The sequence below is a fragment of the Vibrio sp. Evd11 genome (assembly GCF_900382755.1).
Lineage (GTDB): Bacteria > Pseudomonadota > Gammaproteobacteria > Enterobacterales > Vibrionaceae > Vibrio > Vibrio lentus.
In genome coordinates this window covers 1-20080 of the sequence record NZ_OSDX01000022.1, presented here as the reverse complement: position 1 = coordinate 20080, position 20080 = coordinate 1, and the positions used below count along the sequence as shown (strand labels likewise).

The following is a 20080-nucleotide window of genomic DNA, read 5'->3' as shown; positions in this document are numbered from 1 at the left end:
ATAAATAATTCAATCCGCCCTCCTAGTGAGGGCGTTTTATTAAGTGCTATCTATCTTTATTCTGTATTGACTCACTTTGTTCAGTACTTACATGTAATTCGGTATTTCTTATGAGCCCTGACTTTCAGATAAATACTCAACACCTCAGCCTCAAGATTATTGAAGCTACAGACGCTCCAGAGTTTTCTCGGTTGATCCAAACATCCCCTAGCCTATTTCCATGGGTAGACTGGTGCCACGATGCGTTCTCTATTGTAGAAGCCGAGAAATTCATTCTGGCTACCCGCTTAAATTGGGTAAAAGCAGACGCATTTGGGTTTGGTATTTTTGAACGCCACAGCAATCAACTGGTTGGAATGGTGGCAATTAATGAGCTTTACCATACCTTCAATATGGCAAGTTTAGGTTATTGGGTTGGCGACGAGTTTCAACGGAAAGGGATTGCCAAAGAAGCGATGCTGACCTTATTTGAATTCTGCTTTGCTCAACTGAAACTAACGCGTTTAGAGATTGTTTGCGATACAGAAAACCTACCAAGCCAAAGGCTGATTGAGAAGTGTGGCGCAGAGCGTGAAACCATTGCCAAGAACCGATTTATCTTTAACGGCAAGCCAAAAGACGGCGTGGTTTATTCTGTATTGCCTCCAACCTCTTAGGTTCTTAGGTTCTTAGGTTCTTAGGTTCTTAGGTTCTTAGGTTCTATAATTATTAAGTTATTAAGTTATTAAGTTATTAAGCCAGCAAAAACAGCACATCATCGACACGATCAAAAAAGAGCTCCGAAGAGCTCTTTTTTATTCGCTGAAAATCACCAATTAATTAGTGCAGCTTCAGATTTGGACGCAACACACGGTTGATTCGGCCTACCAACATCATTAACGACGTTTTGATGATGCCGTGAAGCGCGACTTGGTGCATGCGATACAAAGAGATGTATACCACGCGAGCAATACGACCTTCGACCATCATTGAACCTTTAGTCAGGTTACCCATCAAGCTACCTACCGTAGAGAAACGGCTTAGTGAAACAAGCGAGCCTTTATCTTTATAAACATAATCTTTCAGGTCACGGCCGTTCAGTTTAGCAATGATGTTGCTGAATGCGCAGCTTGCCATTTGGTGAGCCGCTTGTGCACGAGGTGGAACAAATGAACCATCCGCTTGTGTACATTGTGCTAAGTCGCCAATAGCAAAGATATTATCATCAAGCGTGGTTTGTAGCGTGTTTTTCACAACCAATTGGTTAATACGGTTAGTCTCAAGACCACCAATATCTTTCAGGAAATCTGGTGCTTTGATACCCGCCGCCCAAACCATGATTTGCGCTGGAATCTTATCGCCATCTTTGGTTGTTAGACCTTCAGATTCAGCCTGAATCACCATAGTGTTAGTACGCACGTTAACACCAAGCTTAGTTAGCTCAGAGTGCGCTGCACTCGAAATACGAGGTGGTAGAGCAGGAAGAATTCGCTCACCCGCTTCAACAAGGTTAACGTTCAGCTTACTTGAATCTAGATCACCAAAACCGTAAGTACGAAGCTCTTTCACAGCGTTGTGAAGCTCAGCAGAAAGCTCTACACCTGTCGCACCAGCACCAACAATCGCGATATCAACAGTGCCTTGACCGTTTTTAGCGTGAAGTTTTAAGAACTGGTTGTTCATTTCCGTACGGAAACGGTGAGCTTGTTCTGGGCTATCAAGGAAAATACAGTTGTCACGAACGCCAGGCGTGTTGAAGTCGTTTGACGTTGAACCAATTGCCATCACTAGAATGTCGTATTCCAGTTCACGGCTTGGCATTAGCAATTCACCGTGATCATCTTTCAGTTCGCTCAGTGCAATCACTTTACGCTCACGATCGATGTCGTTCAGGCTGCCCATTTGGAAATCGAAGTAATGGTTTTTTGCATGTGCGCGGTAGCTTAATGCATCAACACCTTCGTCCAGTGAACCTGTTGCTACTTCATGAAGTAATGGTTTCCATAGGTGGCTTGCTTTACGGTCAACCAGAGTAATCTGGGCACGTTTTTTACGACCTAAAGTGCGGCCTAGCTTAGTTGCTAGCTCTAAACCACCAGCACCACCGCCTACTACGATAATTTTTGTCACAATGACAATCCTCTACAAAATGAATAAATGGGGTTCGGCTCGATTACTCCAACCGATAAATTCTATGTATCTACTCGGCCTTGAATGCGAAGGCTGTTACAAATTGGATAACCGCGAAAAAGAATAACGACAGCTCACCGAGTAGTTAGAGGGATTACAAACAACAAACATTGGCCTGTCGCTTTGCTCACGTGGATAAAAAAGGTGACTACCTGAGAGGTAGAGCACAAATAATGGGCAAGTTTTATCACTCGCTCTCAATTTTTCTTGATATTTATCAAAATATTTTGCTTGGGAACATTATATATAGCAAAAAGATGACCGCAACAAAAATCCTTACCCTCAATGAGGATTCGGGGCGAATTAGTTAACGTTTGCGCAAGCTTATCTACAAATGCGCAAACTCATCGATAAAACATATACAACCGTTTTATCAATGCCAGTTTCTAGGATTCAGATGTAAAAAAGCAGCACTCAAATGAGTGCTGCTTTTATAAAATAGAGGGGTGAATTAGGCGTTTTTAAACGCTTTCATTGCTTGAAGGTGTTGAGAGATCTTTTTAAATTTATGACTCTCTTTTTCATCCCAGATTACCTCATAGTAATCGCCAAGTTCAGCTTCTGTTCGCGTATTGTCGTGAATTTCATCTTCACGAGACAACACAACCAAACAGCGTCCCTTGTTTTTCATACGATACTGAGCGACACACTTAGTCGCTATATCTTCATACTCTTCAGGACGGTCAATTCGACCCACCATATTGTTCTCAGGTTGCAGGTTAGGGTTGAAAACCACTTGCTTAATCCCGCATAAGAAACCAATACGCTCTGACCAAAAACCCCCTAAGCCTACCCCACAGATAATAGGATGCGGATCATCAGATTGTTCTATCACTTTATGCACTTCTTTAAGAAGATGCTGCATATCGTGCTTTGGATGCAAAGTACTGTAGTTGATGAAACGAACGTCATCATCAATGAATTGCAACTGCAGTATTTTTTCGTGATTGCCCGGGCTAGTTGAGTCGAAGCCGTGTAGATAAATAATCATTAGTACCTCCCTGTTGAATATTGGTACGTTTTAATTAATCTAACATGAAAAATAAGGTTTTAAAGGGAACACCAACGAAATTATATTTTTCACTTCCTAAACGTGATCCTAGCTACAGAAAGTGTGACTCAATAACTCAGCTTCACGCAGGTAACTTTCATCGCCCCAGAGCTGATGTGCCAGTAAATACCACAACATGGCCATCATTCGACTTCGTGGCAACCAAGCCTCTACGCCATCAAGCCAAGGCTGAACATCATGAATGCCTCTTCGCTGACAGTAGTTGTTAACGGCTTCAATCACCGGGACATCCGCAACAGCAATGGTTAACGTAAGATCAAGCCTTGGGTCAGCTAAGGCTGCATATTCCCAGTCAATAATCTTGATCCCATCTTGGTTCTTCACAAGGTTATAGCCACCGAGATCAAAATGACACAAAGACAGGTCTACACTTGGGATACTTGGAGCCACGCGCCACTCTTGATAAATCTTGGTGCAGGTTTCAGTCTTATGAACCGCATCAAGCTGAAGCCAGTAATGATCGACTCGCGCTGTAAAGCTGAACGGTTGGAGCGGTAATCGTGCCGTATTAACCAAATGCACCGAGATCAGCGTTTTCAACAAATCATCAAGCTCTAAGCCTTCGTAAAGAGTCTCACCCGCAATCCATTCAACCAATAAGCCTTGCTCATTGACCACTATCGGACTTGGCCCGATATCTAGGCGCTCAATAGCAGAGAGCACTTGATACTCTTCATGACGAGAGATGAAGAACGCCTTGGTAATCGGTGTGATTGGGCGCCAAACATACGCAGTGCCATCGGCTAACACCAACTTCCAACATCGATTGGTCAAACCGCCTGTCAGCGTCTGTGCTCGAACCGGTGGCTCAAAAAAGTAACCATCCAGCGAACTCAAACTGGTATCAAGAAGCTTAGCCTCAGACCAAGAAAAAATTGCCATTGCTCATTCCCTATAAACGTTTCCATTTCCCTACAAAAAAGACACTGACCAAAAGCCAGTGTCTTTTATTCACAGCACATCATGTACTGCATTGGCGTGTGACCAAATCAAACGCTGTCTTTACCGGCTGCGTTTGATTGGCAAGTAAGCGAAATTAAAGACCCAGTAGGCTCTTAGATTGTTGCTTACGGATTTCAGTCTCGTCAGCCCATTCAATTAAGCCAGACTCAAGATCCATTAGACGCATTGTCATTTTGTAGTATACGTCTTCATCGCTACCGTCTTTCTTAACGATGCTTGATAGGTTGCCGTACAGCATGTACTGAGCACCGACCATTTTACCAAACTGAATCGCTGAGCTTTGGTTTACTAGCTCATCGTTGTTTTGGAAGTTCAGTTGATCACGAACAGACTCTACACGGTCCATATCAACGAAACGGAACTTACCAGAGTTCAGCATTTTAGTACTGATAGTGTCAGTGATTGACTCAGTATCGATGTGCTCACTGGTTTTGTTCTTTATGCGTTCTACGAAGACGATTGGACGCTGCTCACGTGTGATGTAAGAAACAGAACCAGAAGCCATCATGCTATCGACCATTTCGCCAGCAATCGTTTGAAGATCTGTTGAACCGAAATCGATTGTTGTGGTTTCTACTGCTTGTGCATCACCGTAGCTTACCTTGTTTGAACAACCGCCTAAAATAACCGCTAAACCTAGTAGCGCAATGACACTCTTTTTCATTTTGTTTCCTCAACTTATCACTGAGCGGGGTTACCCTCACTCTTAAATTCTTATGTTAGCGAATCAATAAATCCGCTTTCTGTAGCCCGAATCGAACTGATATAACTCGAGTTCACTCTAACTATGTCTATTCTCGCGGAGCTTACTGCTCTCGGAACTGAACTCGGAACTGAGTTGCTTTCGGGTTTACCGACACTTCCGACAACGAAATACTTTCAAAGCCACGAACAATCGCTTGTTTCCAAGGGCCTTGCTTTAGGTTGACTTCAAGCCCAGCATCGTCGTACCAGTAGAAACGATAAAGGATATGTTGATCGCCTTTATAGTTACTGTTTAAACGAACAATACCTCTTGTGTGACCATCAATTTGATCAGTACGGATATCATCAACAGCAAGTCGACTGCCTAGCACGTTGTCACCAAAGAATACGTTTTGAGTTAGGCTATCAACCCTCACACCTGCTGTGTTATCAGCACAACCAGCCAGAGCGATGACCGCTGCTACGCTCACTAACCACTTTTTCATTACAGCCTCCCTAGCTGTTTATGCCACATTGTTGCGTTGTTTCCTTGTCGAGAAATCCACACCAAAGTGGTCTGTCCTTCTCGAATATCAAAGTCGTACGTTTTAGCGCCCGCTTCCAACGTATATTGACCGCTGTTTGCTACAAACGTGCTGCTCTTAATCTCTGCTGGTAATGATTGCCAGCTGCGAGTGTCTGGTTGCTCTGTCAGTGTGTTCCATACGTTGAACAAGATATTACCGACATCATCGCCTTTAGTTGCTTCTTTACGAATGCGGTCTTTCGCGACTACACGTAACGCTTGGCGAATAACAATACTCGTCATACGCTCAGATAAATCGTTCTGAGCCATTGCATTTACATCAGTGATCAAGTGCTCTTGTAGCGGTTGCCCACTGATTCGCAATGGAGAAAAGCGCTCTACGTTTTGGTTTGGGTAATATGGCAGCGCAAGAGAGTATATTGCCCCCTGATCGCGACTGTCATAAACAGGTAAATCTAGTCTCCAACTGTCCATTGCTTGCACTGCGCTCTGTTCTTGAAGAACAATCACTCGCCCTTCACCTGTATTCAATTTAGAAGACTGCTTGTAGCGTTTTTCTAGTGTCGCTAAATCTTGTCGCATCCCTAAACGAGCAGCGGTTGCCATCGTTCTATCGATGATTTCTTGGTTGTCTGGCATTACAGCCAAAGCACGACGATAGTCTACGTAAGCGCTGTTTAAATCATTTGAAGCTTCATAAAGCAGACCAGACAAGAACATCAGATACGCATTTTGTACTGACTGCAGCTTTTTACCCGCATCAGGGTAGTTAGCAAGGATACTACCCACATTAGCAGACAAACCCTGCTTCTTCGCGTCGTTGGCGGCTCTGTCTAACTCAGCTTCACGTTGCTTCTTTGCTTGTTCTTGAACTTGGTTGGCGCGACGCATTTCGATCACCGCACCTTCTAAATCGTTTTTCTTGAGGTAATTTAAACCAAGATACAGATGAAGAAAGCCCAATTCATAATCGGCTGGCACATACTCGGTAATATTGTCATTCACCGCCAACGCACCGACACTGGTTGCACTGTCTGAGATTGAGATCACGGCTTTTCGTTGCTGCTCAGTAACCGCCTGATCAGCCACTTCAAACGAAGCCTTACTCTCAGGGTATTTTTGATCCAGCAGATTAATCCTGCCTCTTTCAAAGTTATCAAGGATGTCGCCTGCCGCATAATCTGGTAGCTCTTGTTGAGCCTCTGAATAATCTCCAGATTTAACGGCTTGGTAGATCGCTTTGTTTTGCGCGCTGTAATGGCTGAACAGGCTTCCTGCAGACATACTCGCACAACCTACGGTCAACGCCGATAACAGGGCAATGGAAGCGAATCTAAACTGTTGCTTCACTTATCGTCTCCGTGCATGTTTAAAATGCCAACTTTGTTAGGGTCTGCTGACCTTTCGTGGTTAAATTTTGTTCGAGATAGAATCGTTTTAGGCGCGGCAAGGAGTATGTAGCCTAGTCATTCTAAGTTAATACTTCTTAACAAAGCATAAAACGATTCTAGCCGAACCCTTCGGGCAGTCTTTGTGGTTCATTTCTACTGCGTTATCAGCTTCTCATGTAGGCTAGCTACACTTCAAAGCCTCTGCCTTGTAGAAATTTCCCACAAAGTGCTGCAAAAATCAGCTCGAAAGATCAACAGACCCTAGTCTCATTATCAAAACGAAACGTGCTGTAAAAAGGATCTCAAGCAAGTAAATGCTTGCTTCATCGGGCTCTGGCTAAGTAAAGCCGATATTCAGACAACAGATAACAATTAAAGTTGGCATACAAACAACAAATTTTCCAACTTGCTGTTTGTGTTAATTAACTCATTAACTTTCTAGTTCGTTCATTGACTATTTTGTTAATTCGTTAACTTATTTGATTAGCTCATAAGTAGAGGACCAAGTGGGCGGCCACCAACCAAGTGCATGTGAATATGGTAAACCTCTTGGCCACCGTGAGAGTTACAGTTCACAATAAGACGATAACCATCTTCTGCGATGCCTTCTTCTTTTGCTAACTTGCGAGCAACGGTAAACATGCGCCCCATCATCGCTTCATCTTCTACTTCAACATCGTTGGTTGTTGGAATCAGCTTATTTGGGATAATTAGGATATGGCTTGGCGCACGCGGGTTAATATCTCGAAATGCGGTTACTAAATCGTCTTGGTATAGTAGATCTGCTGGGATTTCTTTATTGATGATCTTACTAAAAATGGTTTCTTCAGCCATGTTTCTCTCCGATAAAACATTTATTTTTTAATGCTTTGAGTATGCGCTATGCCGCATCAAACCACAATAAATCTGCTTTAAAGCATAATAAAAAACACCGTTCAAATCAAAGAAAACGAGCCTCAGCTCTCAAGAATGGCATGTTGGTTATAACGGAGCGCTATTTTTGACGTGTGCGTCATAAAATGCGTAAGCGGAGCTCAATAGAATGCTGATAATTTTGTTAGTTTTACTTTGACCTGACATTAGGTCTGCATTTTTATTTAGGGAGAAAGCCATGAAGGGATCTGTGATCAAGCGTATGTACGCTGGTTTCGCACTGATCATCATCATGTTCGCAGTCACGATAACCATCATGATGAACAGCATGAATCAGATACACAGCAATTTTGAGAGTGTTTCCGAAACCTCACTACCACTTGTCGCGCTTTCAAATCAAACAAGTGTTCAATTGCTTTCTGCTGATAAGTCATTCAAAGACTTCTTAACCACACAAAATGCTGAGCGCATGTCTGCAATGCGTACAGAGTTTGCTGCATCACAAAACTCTTTTTCTCAAGTTCTAGGCAGTTTAGAAGCGGCAAGTCAAAACAATGCCTCGCTAACTGAGCGTATCGTGCAGTTACGAGCAATGGAAGAGCGTTACTTTGCTGAAGCTGATGAAGCGATGAATAACTACGTGGCGATGTTTGAAGCACAGGAGCAAGTACAAAAAGCCTCTCGAGATTTCCAACGTCTTCATTCTGAATTGACGGTAGGCATGAAAGAGTACGTTGCCGACCAAAAAAGCATCTCTGTAAAAGTGATGGCGAAAAGCTACTTCATCAAACTGCAAGACGCTGAAGTTATCACCTCAGACGCCCTAGCGAGTTCTGATGTGGCCTTCGTGCAAAAAGCGGTAAACCAGAATAAGAAAGCCGTGACTCACTTAAACTACGCTTACCGTGGTTTATCAACACAACTGCCTGCGCTTAAAAATGTCTTCGATGAATCCGTACAAAAATTCACGAAAGACGTTGGCCAGAAAGGTGGCGTACTAGACAAACACAACAACTACCTTAAAGCGAAAGAAGCGCTGTACATCAACATCGCCAATCTTGCTGTTGAAATAGACCAAGCGATGGCGGTATTGGATTCATTCAACGTGACTGCAGAAGAACAGTTGAACTCATCATTAGCAGACGCAAGCAGCATCTACGATAAAGGTCTGTTCAATGCGATTGCGATTGGTATTGTTGTAACGGTATTCGCCGCAGCGATCGGCTACCACATTGCACATAGTGTAAGAGAGCCATTAACTCGTATCCTAGGTACATTGGAAGGCCTAACTGAAGGCGATATGACGCAACGAATCGACATTCGTTATGATAACGAATTCAGTCGTGTGAGCCGCCACATCAACACCTTGGCCGACAACCTACGTAATATTCTGGTGAAACTGAATGACGCTTCCGATGACTTGACCAAAACGGCAAGCGTAAACCAAAAAACGTCTTCAGAAACGCAGGTTCAACTGAACAGCCAACGTGAGCAAACAGCGACAGTCGCGACGGCTATGACAGAGATGTCTCATTCAGTTCAAGAAGTGGCGAACAGCGCGCAAAGCTCATTAACCATGGTTCAACAAGTAGAATCGGCTTCTGAATCTGGTCGTCAAATCATGAACACCAACATCAGCACCATCAACAAGCTTGAGGCTCGACTTACTGAGTCAGTCAGCGCGGTAGGTGAACTGCAACAGATGAGTAGCCAGATTGGCTCAATCCTCGATGTTATCCGTGGTATTGCTGAACAAACCAACCTACTTGCACTCAATGCGGCAATCGAAGCGGCGCGTGCGGGTGAGCAAGGTCGTGGTTTTGCGGTGGTTGCCGATGAAGTACGCGTACTGGCACAAAAGACCACTCAATCTACGTCTGAAATTGAGACCATGATCAGCAACCTGCAATCAAGCTCGAAAACAGCAAGCAACGTCATTGAAAGCTGCATGAGCGATATGGATATGTCGGTTGAACAGGCATCAAGTGCAAATAGTGCGATGGAAGAAATTCAAGCGCTGATTCTTGAGATCAGCCATATGAGTACGCACATTTCTCAGGCAGCGGCCGAACAAAGTGAAACATCGGGAGATATCGCGCGCAACATTGAAGACATCAACCACATCGCCGATAAGAGTTACCAAGCTATGTCGTCGATTGCTGAAGCAAGCCAAAACCTCACGATTCTGGCAAATCAGCAAGGTGATTTGGTTCATCAGTTCAAGCTATAGATATTTGAGAAATTGATAGATATTTAGTGAGAATATTGGGACTTCTTACCCAATAGTGGTAACTAATTGAACAAGGGCAACTTTTATCAAGGGTTGCCCTTGTTTTTTATGATCTTTGTCATTATATGATTATTAAGGCTTGCTGCTTCCCGTTTTTTTCTTTCACCTTTATGAGCGAGCCGCTATTAAGGAATTTATATGGCTGTTCATGTTGGCATTATCGATCAAGACCCCATTCGCTTGCTCACACCTCTACTAGATAACCGAACGATCAGCACTCATATCGTGTTTATCGGCGACAAGAATCAAGTCAGTATTTACCAACGCTTGGACAGCGTTTTACAAAAGCGCGACATTACGAGTGAGTTTTTCGAAATTCCAACCATCGTAAACACGTCCGTGATTAAAGAATCTATCCAAACCCTTGCCGAAGACCTCAAAGCACGAGGCCAAGAAGTGAAGCTCAACGCAAGTTGTGGTTTACGTCACCGCCTACTATCTGTGTACGAAGTGTTCCGCACTTACCATTGGCCAATCTTTGTGGTGGAACCGAACAGTGACAAACTGTGCTGGTTATATCCAAGTGGCAAAGAAGACGCGCAAGTACAAGACCGTATTACCATCGATGACTACCTAACTGTGTTTGGTGCTCGTGGTGAATTCAGCGATGTTCAACTGTCTCCTCAACTCGACCAAAAACTGTATGAACTGGGCGAACGTTGGGCAAGTAACGCGTTAGAGTTAGGCCCAGGCCTCGCAACGCTGAACTACCTTGCAACAACCTGCCGTAAAGAACAGAGACTGGATGTTGGGCTGTCTGAGAAGCAACAAGGCTATCGTGAGCTAAACATGCTGCTGAGCGATTTGGTTGAAGCTAAGATTGCGACTTACGACAACGGTATTCTGACCTTTGCCAATGAAGACGCACGACGCTTCTCAAACGGCGAATGGCTTGAGACCTTAGTTCACAGCACGGTGAAGCAAATCCAAGATGATATGCCAACCATTCAAGACCGTTCTTTGAATGTTCAAGTTTACCGCCAACTGGGTGAGCGTGAGGTTCGTAATGAGCTTGATGTGGCATCGGTAGTGAACAATAAGCTGCACATCATCGAGTGTAAGACCAAAGGCATGCGTGATGATGGCGATGATACCTTGTACAAGCTGGAATCGCTTAGAGACCTTCTGGGTGGCCTACAAGCACGTGCCATGCTGGTTAGCTTCCGTCCTCTTCGTCATAATGACATCACACGAGCAGAAGACCTTGGCCTTGCGCTGATTGGCCCTGATGAATTGAAGGATCTGAAAACACACCTAACGGCATGGTTTACCGCAGCCGGTGGTGATGAAGATTTAGAGTGCTAAAAACCAATAGGCCCTGAGAGCTCAACGCTCTTAAGTACATCTAAAAAGGCGAATGACGATTAAGTCACTCGCCTTTTTTGTTCTCCAGACATTTGTCTGTTTCGCTCTATTGTCATCTTTCAACTATCTATGCTTTTAGTTTCTTTACCCCATAAAAAATGGCCGCATCATTCGATGCGGCCATTTTTAAATCTTGGAAACAGACTTAATGCACTTTAAGACTAAAAGCATTTTTACAACTTAAAGCATTTTACGAGCAGCTTCTACAACCACTTTAATTGAACGCGCTTCTGTTACTTTTAGTGTTTCGTGATCAGGCGTCTCTTTTTGAGTACGGTTGATGATAACACCAGCAACACAACCCGCTTTCAGACCAGAACTTGCACACATAGTTAGCAGTGTTGCAGATTCCATTTCGAAGTTTAGAACACCCATGTCTTGCCATTCTTGCATAGAACCTTGGAAACGCTTAACAACGCGACCAGAGAACGTATCGTAACGCTCTTGACCTGGGTAGAACGTATCGCTTGATGCCGTTACGCCCATGTGAACTGTTGCGCCTGATTCGTCAACTGCCGCTTTCATTGCTGTTGCAACTTCAAAGTCAGCCACTGCTGGGAACTCCATAGGAGCAAAGTGTAGACTTGCACCATCTAGACGAACAGAACCAGTAGAAACGATCATGTCACCCACGTTTACGTGTGGCTGGATAGCACCAGTAGTACCAACACGAAGGAAAGTGCGAACACCCAGTTGAGCTAGCTCTTCTACAGCGATAGACGTTGATGGACCACCGATACCTGTTGAACATACAACAACTGGCTTGCCGTCTAGTTCTGCGCGGTAAAGCGTGTATTCACGATGGCTAGCAAGAAATACTGGATTCTCCATCTCTTCTGCAATTTTTTGTACACGAGCAGGATCACCAGGGATGATCGCAAGAGTAGCACCGTTAAGATCTGCTTCAGTAACACCTAAATGGAAAACAGCTTGAGACATAGTTCGCTCCTTTTGGCTTATTGGGCTTTTTACCCTTATTTAAGCTCATAGTAAATTCGTGGGGTACGAACACACTCTAACCAAGCTCATTACAAAATGAAGTGACGCACGTCACACCAATGATCGCAACAAGATTTCAAGTTTCACGAAAAACCGATTGGCATCACAAAAATACGCAATCCATACGCCTACGTTGCATACTAATGAGACAAAAAACGCCTTTAGCTTATTAAGGCTAAAGGCGTTTATTGGCATCAAAATAGAGGATATTCGCTAGAAGTGCTTAATCCGCTTTAGATTTAAATCGAAGCAAACGCAGTGCGTTCAATGTGACCAATGCCGTCGCACCACTATCGGCTAACACCGCAACCCACAAACCGGTAATACCCAGTAAGCTTGTCACCAAGAACACGCCTTTCAAACCGAGAGCAAGCGCTACGTTTTGACGGATGTTATTCATGGTCGCTTGCGACAGCTCAATCATCGCAGGGAGTTCCGTTAAGCGGTTATGGGTCAGTGCTGAGTCAGCCGTTTCCAACGCCACATCCGTACCACCGCCCATCGCAATACCCACGTTAGCGGTTTTCATCGCTGGCGCGTCATTGATTCCATCGCCAACCATAGCAACGTGTGACTGTTGAGATAACTCTTCAACATAAGACACCTTGTCACTTGGAAGCAGGCTCGCTTTGTATTTCATACCAATCTTGCTGCTGATCGCTGCCGCACTGCGCGGGTTATCACCAGTAAGCATGATAGATTGAATACCCAGCTCGTTCAGTCGCTCAATCGCGACCTTCGCATCACTACGCAAGGTATCTTGCCAAGCAATCAGACCAATCACTTTAGTCGCTTGCTCTTGAAGCTCTTCTTGATGTTTAACCTCTAGAGCAAGAACAACCGTCTTGCCTTCGCCTTCGAGGGCTTCAACTTTTGCCACCACTTCAGAAGCAAGGTCAAACGTGACTTTAGACGGTGCGAGAACTTGGTATTTAACGCCATCCACATCGCCTTCAACACCACTGCCGATCAACGCCTTTTTATTTTGAGATTCTGGGATCTCAATATTCAGCTCTTTGACCTTGGCAACTAAGGACTGCGCCAATGGATGAGTAGAACCAACTTCAATCGCCCCCACTACACGTAACATTGCGTCTTGCTGCCAACCCGATAGTGGTTGGATATCGGTAACCTGAGGCTTACCCTCAGTCAATGTGCCCGTTTTATCAAAAGCAATAGTTTGAATTTTACCAAGCTGTTCTAGTGCCGCTCCGCCTTTGATCAGCGCACCGCGTTTTGCAGCGGCTGCCAAACCAGAAGTAATTGCTGCGGGCGTAGAGATAACCAATGCACAAGGACAAGCAATCAATAACAAGGCTAGACCACGATAAACCCACGTTTCCCAAGGTTGAGCAAACAACAGTGGCGGCGTGATGATCACCAACAGCGCAACAACCATCATTAATGGTGTGTACCAGCGGCTGAATTTATCTAGGAAGCGCTCCAGTGGTGCCTTGCGGGATTCTGCTTCTTCTATCAGGTGTAAAATACGGTCAATCGCATTCTCACCCTGCTTTGAAGTAATCGTAATACGTACGACTTTATCAACCACCACGGCGCCTGCCATGATGTTGTTCCCTTCGACATGCTCAACTGGGATAGATTCTCCCGTTAAAGCACTCTCATCAAAACTTGCGGAATCGGTGATCAACTGGCCATCAGCAGGCAAACGAGAACCTGCTGCAACTTCGATGACATCGCCAGGAACAAGATCGCTAACTTCGACTTCGACACGTTCGCCGTTAATAATTTTGGTCGCATTCTCAGGGACGAGGGCCATTAAGGCTTGAACACCACTTCTTGCTCTTGATGAGGCAAAAGCTTCTAAGCGTTCACCAATCAAGAACAACAATAAAACCATCGCTGCTTCTGCGGTTTCACCAAGATATAAAGCGCCAAGAGCAGCAACACTCATTAGTGTTTCTATCGCAAAAGGCGTCCCAGAACGGGCAAGTAGAACCGCTTTTTTGGCAACAGGATACAGACCCAACAAACAGGTAGCGACGAATAGCCCTTCGCTCAGTTGAGGCTGTGAACTTTTCAGTAATGCGGCGATCAGCATAGAGACTGCAATCGCTATAATTTGCCAATTAGGTTGAATATGAGCTTGCCAAAAGGTCTCTGGTTCTTGTTTTTGTTTCTTGGAGCCCACTTCCGTCAATGGGAAGCCTGTTTTGATAGAGACTTGTTCGATCGTTTCAGCAAGGTTTTCACTATCGAATTTAACAACCAGTTTTTCGGTAGAGAATAAAACTTTAGCTTCAATAACACCGTCGATGTTACTGACCGCTTTTTCTATTTTTCGAGCACAAGCTGGGCAGTCCATTCCCGAGACCAGCCAACTTTTGGAAAATTGGGCGTTAAGAGACTCAGTTAAGGGCAGCCGGTCTTCTTCTCCACTGTCTGAAACACAACAATCATCTGCTGATGCAGAAGCCGTCGTAGAACTGCAGCATGCTGATGAAGAGCCTGCAGCTGTAATACTGGTGATTTTAGGACTAGAACAGGTTGCCCCAGCCGCTTGTGGTTGAACGTCCACTTTTGTTGAGCGGCACGCTGCATGTTTTGCGCACATAATGTATCTCCTTAATACTCAAAAAGCCTTAAGGTTGTTGCCAGTAGAATGAGCAAACAAACCTTAAGTTCCACATAAGTATAAACCTTGGAGGTAGCTCCAAGGTCAAGAAGAAGTTTTCAATCTGTTCGCTTTTTTATCGAAAGCCATTGATGTTCTAAAGTTGTGTTTGTTATTGCGGCTTACACTCAGCAGCCTCTTCTCTATTCGCTGATACATCATCAATCAGGACTGCATCATGCGAACAGAAAGGTTGGGTGTTTAGGCTAACAATTGATACATCGTCTTCGACTGGGTCGGTTTGAGATCCCGTCATAAGTTCAGCAACATGATAACGAAGTACCAAAATACCAAGCAGACCAAATACGACATTACCCAACGCTTGCCCATACAATACGCCTAGAGCGCCGTACCACTGAGACCCTAAATAAACGAAAGGCAATGTCCCTAGAGTTGCCTTTCCTAAATTTAAAGCAGTAGAGTAAAGCGGTTTACCTAAGTTATTAAACGACGTATTCGCAACAAACAGTGCGCCATTGAATGTGAAGGTCAAAGCAACATAGGTACAGAAAGCTGCAACGATGATAGCCGCATCACCTTGCAGGCTGAAACCTTGAATAATGTAGTCTTGAACAAAGTACAAAAGAATACAGACAGCAATGGTATAAACCGTAGTTACCAACAATGAGTTATTGAGCGTCTCTTTCACTCTGTCGACTCGATCTGCCCCAAAGTTCTGCCCGATAATTGGCCCAACAGCGCCAGAAAGCGCGAAGATCACCGCGAAACACACCGGAGTCAGGCGGCCAATAACCGCGAAACCAGCAACGAAATCTTCGCCATATTGCGCAATACCCGTAGTCACAATCGCATTGCCAATAGGCGTGGCGGTATTAGTAATGATCGCAGGGATGGCAATGGCAAGAATAGGACGAATATTAAGACGCCACTGTACCATCGAGGGCGGTGCCACCAGCTGATGGCTGCGTATCAAAGGATAAAGAGAGAACAAAAGAACTGAGAAACGAGCGATAACAGATGCGATGGCTGCACCTTCGATGTTCCAACCAAAACCAAAAATAAACAGGGGGTCTAAGATTGCATTAACAATACCGCCAGACAAGGTTGCCCACATCGAACGCTTAGCATCCCCTGCCGCTCTCAAACCTGCGCCCGCAGCCATGGCTAACGCCAAAAATGGACCACTCGGTAGCAAGATTTGTAGATAGGCTTGAGCGCGTTCTGCTGCCACACCTTTTGCTCCGATCGCGGCCAATAACTCAGGGATGTGTGCAAACATGATCGCAGTAACCGTTGAGCTAATCACAAATGCAGTCAGCATTATACTGGTGCTTAAATTTCTGGCGTGATCTCTATTTTTGGATCCAATCGCTTTGGAAACTAACGCACCCATTGCAATGGAGGTGCCTATCGAAACTGAGGTTGAGAAGAAGGTTAACGTACCAGCAAAGCCCACCGCGGCTGCCAACTCGACTTGACCGAGCATACTGATAAACAGCATGTCGAGTAAATCGACGACGAACAACGCCATCAAACCGACAGAGCCAGCTCCCGACATCACCAATATGTGGCGCATCGTTGAACCTTCTACAAACTTTGCAGTTTGATTTGACATGAAACCTCCAAAAGCTGAAACACCACACGCTAAAGATCTATAAGCTTGAGAACGACAAAAGCCGGTCTACAGAAGCCGACCTACCCAGAAAGCTCTATACAGAAAAAAGGCGCTAGTGCGCCTTTTGTCAATTGTTGGTGTTGAGAAAAATAATCGTTCTGATTACTACTATACAGGATGTTTGAAACATTCATCTAAGTTCTTGCCGATTGCTCTTAAAACATCGGTTCGAGTGATGATCCCAACCAGCTTTCTATTATCGATAACCGGGTAAGCTTTTGGTTTTCCTACTTGCATCATGTCAGCCAACTCAATAATGGATAGCTCAGGGGACACGGACAATACCTCTTGGTACATACAGTCACCCACAATGTGTGTGTCCTGACAGAAATAGCTCACCTTAACCAGTTTCTCTAATAGATCCTGCTCAGATAAAAACCCAATCACTTGTTCTGTTTCATCGATAACTGGGCCACCCATATGATGACTCTTCATCACTCGATCTAACGCTAGGCTTAACGGCATATCAGTCGTGAATGTCACAACCTGCTGCGTCATGTAGTCTTTCACTTTTATTGAATGCATTGCGTTCTCCCTAAATACTTTCGATAGTTCTTTTCTATCTCGTTAACTTAATTGTTGTCTAAAATCTTGATTTTACTAAATGGATTTCAACAATTTTATTGATAGGTAAAACCTTACATAGCCCAAAAACGAGACAGGGAAAGGCTCGAGCGTGTTTTCATGAGTCAAAAAAAAGAAAAAAAGAGCCCTTACAAAGCCTTACTTAAGGGTACTAGCTTGAATGAACCAATCCTGTAACCTTCACCGAATAAATAATTCAAAAGTTACAATTAGGCCTTTTTATGCAACACAACGAGAGCATGTACGCGTACATCTATTCAGGAACAGACGGAACCGAAAACACTTTGGTTGCAACAATCGATAATGAAGAAAAACCACTGATCTCTTGTTGCGCTGACGAAATAAAGCGAATGTCTAGCTTAGCCATTGATCTGGCGTCAAAATACAATTTGAAAGTGAAGCTGGTAAAATACCAAAGAAAACAAGAGATCGACTTCGGATTATTCGTTAAATAGCAGACTCATCACTCATGCCACCTTCGACAAGGTTGTGGAGTATTGTCAACGACACATGAATACCGTATTTTAAGAGCTGTTATTGAGTGGTAACTCAAGTAACGTCGAGTAGCCAAGGTTACCGACTTGAGTTACCCACTTTACTCTTATCCAAACGGCCCACTATGACCTCGCTTCGTTCACCTCAAACCTATCTATCTCACTGCTTATGTAAGATAAAAGCCTCCTTTAGCGAGCTATTAGATTTTCAGTCTCGTATATGGGTCGTACATATTTTCGAAGACTTAATCACCGATCAATCGTTTGTGATCAACGAAGACGGCTTCAAAGAACCATTAGAGTGGATGAAGAAGCGAGCGTATCAAACCGCAATGCTTGAACGCGTTGAGAAGATGAAAATCTCACAAGTGATTGAGATTCAGTTCGAAAACAAAATGCATCGCTTGATGCGAGTGAAATAGCTCTTATTTTTGGGCATTCACGAGAAGCCCTTAGCTAGAAACCAAGCATAAAAAAGGCCAGCAATCGCTGACCTTCTCTCAATAGCAAGACTATCGATTAGCGAGCACAATACGCTTCCCAAAGGCGCAATGCTTTTGCATAGGCTTCGGCTTTATCATGCGTTTCTGCAAATAAAATAGCGGTCATGCTATCCACGACACTGTTTGCCATCAATTCCATCTCATCTTCCGGAGTACCCAATACACACTCTCGAGGAATCGACAGTTCTGTGTTCATGGTTCCTTCCCAATAGAAAGACTCCACCTTCTCAGGAGAACTCATCCAGACCGTTTGGCTTACCTTGGGATTATATTCCGACTCGCCATTCATGCCTTTGAATGAAATTACCGAGTGCGATTTATTGCCAATCACATGCTCTACTTCTGCATGAAGTTGTGGGAATCCCGGGTGGAAACTGCCACGTAAACCTAGGCGACCACCGCCAGGGTTTAATGCACGAACCACTGTGTTAATTGGAGTACGCAGACCATAGCGATGTTTCCAACCAATCATGGTTTGAGCTTCAGGAGCAAAGTTCGCTAAAGGTAAGTAAGCAATGCCATCCGCTTCTAGGATCTGCTTTGCGTCTTGTGGGTCGGCAGCACTGCGAACACTAACAAGATGCAAGTGAGTCTCTACGTGAGTACGACCACTTGGCTTATCCATATAACCGTGCATCAGAACCTTGTAGCCATCGTCTGCCAGTATTTTTGCCGCCAGCAAGTTCCAAGGTTTGCCGCTAGCAGTATCGTTACGCTTACCTGCGTAGCACGGCCAATCAATATCTGCACCTAGGTCAGGAACGCGAGATTGGAATGCTTTTACAAAACCTGCAATCTCTTCATTGGTTTCATTCTGCACCCGAATTAACATAAGTAGCATAGCCATTTGGTCGCCTCCGACCTCACCGCTTAAATACTCATCCATGATGCGATAGGCTTGTTCGAACGATAAAGGCTTACGCCCTCTTTCCCCTCGTCCAACAGTACGAATACACTCTAAAATACTACTCATTGACTATTAATTCTCTTCCGTAGATATCAATAAAATTTAATACGCCTTCGATTCTATGACACCCATAGCGCATTGCAAAGTGATTCAGTCACTATCAACCATTCCCAATGACAAGCCACCAAACTTCAAGCAAACAAATCAGTGCCTTGTAAGCGAATGAATTGCGGTTCTAAAAGTAAACCTAGTGGTGTAAAATTGACGTATGCAATGCGAACTAAAATGTTGAGTAGCACCCAAATGACTGTAAAAAAAACACTGAGCCAAAGAAAACGCGAATCTATCGTGACTGCTGCTATCGCAGAGTTTACCGAGCATGGCTATAAAGCCACCAGCATGGATAAAATATCTAGCCGAGCAGAAGTGTCTAAACGCACGGTTTACAATCACTTTGCGAGTAAAGAACTGCTACTGGATGAGATATTAGACAGCATTTGGAGCAAAACACTCGCAGCGACTCAGTTCCCCTATCAAGCCGAACAACCGCTAGATGAACAACTTACCTCTATAGCCAACCAAGAACTTGAGCTTCTCGAGTCTGAAGGTTTCATCGACTTATCTCGCGTACTGTTCTCTGAATATTTCCATAACGCAGAACTTGCGCATCAAGCGATGGAAAAATATTCTCAAGCAGAAAGCGGCCTGACAACATGGATAAAAGCGGCATTGGCTGATGGTCGTTTGGTTGAACTCGACCCATTGTTTGCATCCACTCAGTTTATCGCCCTGCTGAAATCTTTCGCATTTTGGCCACAGATCATTGGTCACGCGCCCTCTCCGGATAAGCAGCACAAACAAATAATCATTAATTCCAGCGTCGAGATGTTCCTTAAACAATACCAAGCGTACTTAACAACCACCTACTAAAGTAGGTGGGTTAGTATTACGGACTGAAAGTCCGGAT

18 protein-coding genes are annotated in these 20080 nt (G+C 44.3%); 6 read left to right on the top strand and 12 right to left on the bottom strand.

What is annotated here, in order from left to right; all coding sequences use genetic code 11:
• The first annotated feature begins 110 nt into the window (after positions 1 to 110).
• Positions 111 to 656 carry a GNAT family N-acetyltransferase gene (locus ED652_RS11565; protein WP_017107634.1) on the top strand — a complete coding sequence of 182 codons (546 nt, stop codon included), beginning with the start codon at positions 111 to 113 and terminating at the stop codon, positions 654 to 656.
• Positions 657 to 819: 163 nt separating this feature from the next.
• Here ED652_RS11565 and ED652_RS11560 read toward each other — a convergent pair whose 3' ends face one another.
• The 7 genes from ED652_RS11560 to hinT form a co-directional block, all read right to left on the bottom strand.
• Positions 820 to 2109, bottom strand: coding sequence for an NAD(P)/FAD-dependent oxidoreductase (locus ED652_RS11560; RefSeq protein ID WP_122054824.1), 1290 nt, complete (start codon positions 2107 to 2109; stop codon positions 820 to 822).
• Between the two features lie 511 nt (positions 2110 to 2620).
• Positions 2621 to 3160 carry an alpha/beta hydrolase YcfP gene (gene ycfP / locus ED652_RS11555; RefSeq protein ID WP_017107632.1) on the bottom strand — a complete coding sequence of 180 codons (540 nt, stop codon included), beginning with the start codon at positions 3158 to 3160 and terminating at the stop codon, positions 2621 to 2623.
• Positions 3161 to 3268: 108 nt separating this feature from the next.
• Positions 3269 to 4123 (bottom strand): phosphotransferase, encoded by an 855-nt coding sequence (locus tag ED652_RS11550; protein WP_122054823.1) that lies wholly within the window; start codon positions 4121 to 4123, stop codon positions 3269 to 3271.
• A 154-nt stretch (positions 4124 to 4277) separates the two neighbouring features.
• On the bottom strand, positions 4278 to 4868 hold the full coding sequence (gene lpoB / locus ED652_RS11545) for a penicillin-binding protein activator LpoB (RefSeq protein ID WP_017107631.1): 591 nt from the start codon (positions 4866 to 4868) through the stop codon (positions 4278 to 4280).
• Positions 4869 to 5010: 142 nt separating this feature from the next.
• Positions 5011 to 5394 carry a YcfL family protein gene (locus ED652_RS11540; RefSeq protein WP_017107630.1) on the bottom strand — a complete coding sequence of 128 codons (384 nt, stop codon included), beginning with the start codon at positions 5392 to 5394 and terminating at the stop codon, positions 5011 to 5013.
• Positions 5394 to 6785, bottom strand: coding sequence for a COG3014 family protein (locus ED652_RS11535; RefSeq protein WP_122054821.1), 1392 nt, complete (start codon positions 6783 to 6785; stop codon positions 5394 to 5396). Before ED652_RS11535 ends, ED652_RS11540 begins: the two co-directional genes overlap by 1 nt.
• Positions 6786 to 7309: 524 nt before the next feature.
• Entirely contained in the window at positions 7310 to 7660 is a 351-nt protein-coding gene (gene hinT / locus ED652_RS11525) for a purine nucleoside phosphoramidase (RefSeq protein WP_004736268.1), read from the bottom strand.
• Between the two features lie 277 nt (positions 7661 to 7937).
• Here hinT and ED652_RS11520 point away from each other — a divergent pair, with 277 nt between their 5' ends.
• Positions 7938 to 9929 (top strand): methyl-accepting chemotaxis protein, encoded by a 1992-nt coding sequence (locus ED652_RS11520; protein ID WP_102362521.1) that lies wholly within the window; start codon positions 7938 to 7940, stop codon positions 9927 to 9929.
• A 198-nt stretch (positions 9930 to 10127) separates the two neighbouring features.
• Positions 10128 to 11294: a DUF1887 family protein gene (locus ED652_RS11515; protein WP_102310777.1), complete on the top strand. Its 1167-nt coding sequence runs from the start codon at positions 10128 to 10130 to the stop codon at positions 11292 to 11294.
• A gap of 240 nt (positions 11295 to 11534) precedes the next feature.
• Here the strand turns inward: ED652_RS11515 and udp are convergent, their stop codons facing one another.
• The 4 genes from udp to ED652_RS11495 form a co-directional block, all read right to left on the bottom strand.
• Positions 11535 to 12293 carry a uridine phosphorylase gene (gene udp / locus ED652_RS11510; RefSeq protein WP_004736272.1) on the bottom strand — a complete coding sequence of 253 codons (759 nt, stop codon included), beginning with the start codon at positions 12291 to 12293 and terminating at the stop codon, positions 11535 to 11537.
• Between the two features lie 283 nt (positions 12294 to 12576).
• Entirely contained in the window at positions 12577 to 14928 is a 2352-nt protein-coding gene (locus tag ED652_RS11505) for a zinc/cadmium/mercury/lead-transporting ATPase (protein WP_122054820.1), read from the bottom strand.
• 172 nt (positions 14929 to 15100) lie between these two features.
• Complete coding sequence (locus tag ED652_RS11500; RefSeq protein WP_017109960.1) at positions 15101 to 16564, bottom strand: MATE family efflux transporter; 1464 nt, start codon at positions 16562 to 16564, stop codon at positions 15101 to 15103.
• 168 nt (positions 16565 to 16732) lie between these two features.
• Positions 16733 to 17149: a CBS domain-containing protein gene (locus ED652_RS11495; RefSeq protein ID WP_122054818.1), complete on the bottom strand. Its 417-nt coding sequence runs from the start codon at positions 17147 to 17149 to the stop codon at positions 16733 to 16735.
• A 281-nt stretch (positions 17150 to 17430) separates the two neighbouring features.
• Between ED652_RS11495 and ED652_RS11490 the strand changes: the two genes are divergently transcribed.
• Positions 17431 to 17664: a hypothetical protein gene (locus ED652_RS11490; RefSeq protein ID WP_017109962.1), complete on the top strand. Its 234-nt coding sequence runs from the start codon at positions 17431 to 17433 to the stop codon at positions 17662 to 17664.
• A 164-nt stretch (positions 17665 to 17828) separates the two neighbouring features.
• Positions 17829 to 18125, top strand: a complete 297-nt coding sequence (locus ED652_RS11485) for a hypothetical protein (RefSeq protein ID WP_122054817.1) — start codon at positions 17829 to 17831, stop codon at positions 18123 to 18125.
• 97 nt (positions 18126 to 18222) lie between these two features.
• On the opposite strand, the gene ED652_RS11480 is transcribed toward ED652_RS11485, so the two are convergent.
• On the bottom strand, positions 18223 to 19179 hold the full coding sequence (locus tag ED652_RS11480; protein WP_122054815.1) for a glycosyl transferase family protein: 957 nt from the start codon (positions 19177 to 19179) through the stop codon (positions 18223 to 18225).
• A gap of 237 nt (positions 19180 to 19416) precedes the next feature.
• Here ED652_RS11480 and ED652_RS11475 point away from each other — a divergent pair, with 237 nt between their 5' ends.
• On the top strand, positions 19417 to 20043 hold the full coding sequence (locus ED652_RS11475; RefSeq protein ID WP_122054864.1) for a TetR/AcrR family transcriptional regulator: 627 nt from the start codon (positions 19417 to 19419) through the stop codon (positions 20041 to 20043).
• Positions 20044 to 20080: the final 37 nt, after the last annotated feature.

Bases quoted from the DNA above. Each gene is read 5' to 3' on its own strand.
- ED652_RS11565 (WP_017107634.1), top strand. From the start codon at position 111: ATGAGCCCTGACTTTCAGATAAATACTCAACACCTCAGCCTCAAGATT.
- ycfP (WP_017107632.1), bottom strand. From the start codon at position 3,160: ATGATTATTTATCTACACGGCTTCGACTCAACTAGCCCGGGCAATCAC.
- ED652_RS11550 (WP_122054823.1), bottom strand. From the start codon at position 4,123: ATGGCAATTTTTTCTTGGTCTGAGGCTAAGCTTCTTGATACCAGTTTG.
- lpoB (WP_017107631.1), bottom strand. From the start codon at position 4,868: ATGAAAAAGAGTGTCATTGCGCTACTAGGTTTAGCGGTTATTTTAGGC.
- ED652_RS11540 (WP_017107630.1), bottom strand. From the start codon at position 5,394: ATGAAAAAGTGGTTAGTGAGCGTAGCAGCGGTCATCGCTCTGGCTGGT.
- hinT (WP_004736268.1), bottom strand. From the start codon at position 7,660: ATGGCTGAAGAAACCATTTTTAGTAAGATCATCAATAAAGAAATCCCA.
- ED652_RS11520 (WP_102362521.1), top strand. From the start codon at position 7,938: ATGAAGGGATCTGTGATCAAGCGTATGTACGCTGGTTTCGCACTGATC.
- ED652_RS11515 (WP_102310777.1), top strand. From the start codon at position 10,128: ATGGCTGTTCATGTTGGCATTATCGATCAAGACCCCATTCGCTTGCTC.
- udp (WP_004736272.1), bottom strand. From the start codon at position 12,293: ATGTCTCAAGCTGTTTTCCATTTAGGTGTTACTGAAGCAGATCTTAAC.
- ED652_RS11505 (WP_122054820.1), bottom strand. From the start codon at position 14,928: ATGTGCGCAAAACATGCAGCGTGCCGCTCAACAAAAGTGGACGTTCAA.
- ED652_RS11500 (WP_017109960.1), bottom strand. From the start codon at position 16,564: ATGTCAAATCAAACTGCAAAGTTTGTAGAAGGTTCAACGATGCGCCAC.
- ED652_RS11495 (WP_122054818.1), bottom strand. From the start codon at position 17,149: ATGCATTCAATAAAAGTGAAAGACTACATGACGCAGCAGGTTGTGACA.
- ED652_RS11490 (WP_017109962.1), top strand. From the start codon at position 17,431: ATGCAACACAACGAGAGCATGTACGCGTACATCTATTCAGGAACAGAC.
- ED652_RS11485 (WP_122054817.1), top strand. From the start codon at position 17,829: ATGACCTCGCTTCGTTCACCTCAAACCTATCTATCTCACTGCTTATGT.
- ED652_RS11480 (WP_122054815.1), bottom strand. From the start codon at position 19,179: ATGAGTAGTATTTTAGAGTGTATTCGTACTGTTGGACGAGGGGAAAGA.
- ED652_RS11475 (WP_122054864.1), top strand. From the start codon at position 19,417: ATGACTGTAAAAAAAACACTGAGCCAAAGAAAACGCGAATCTATCGTG.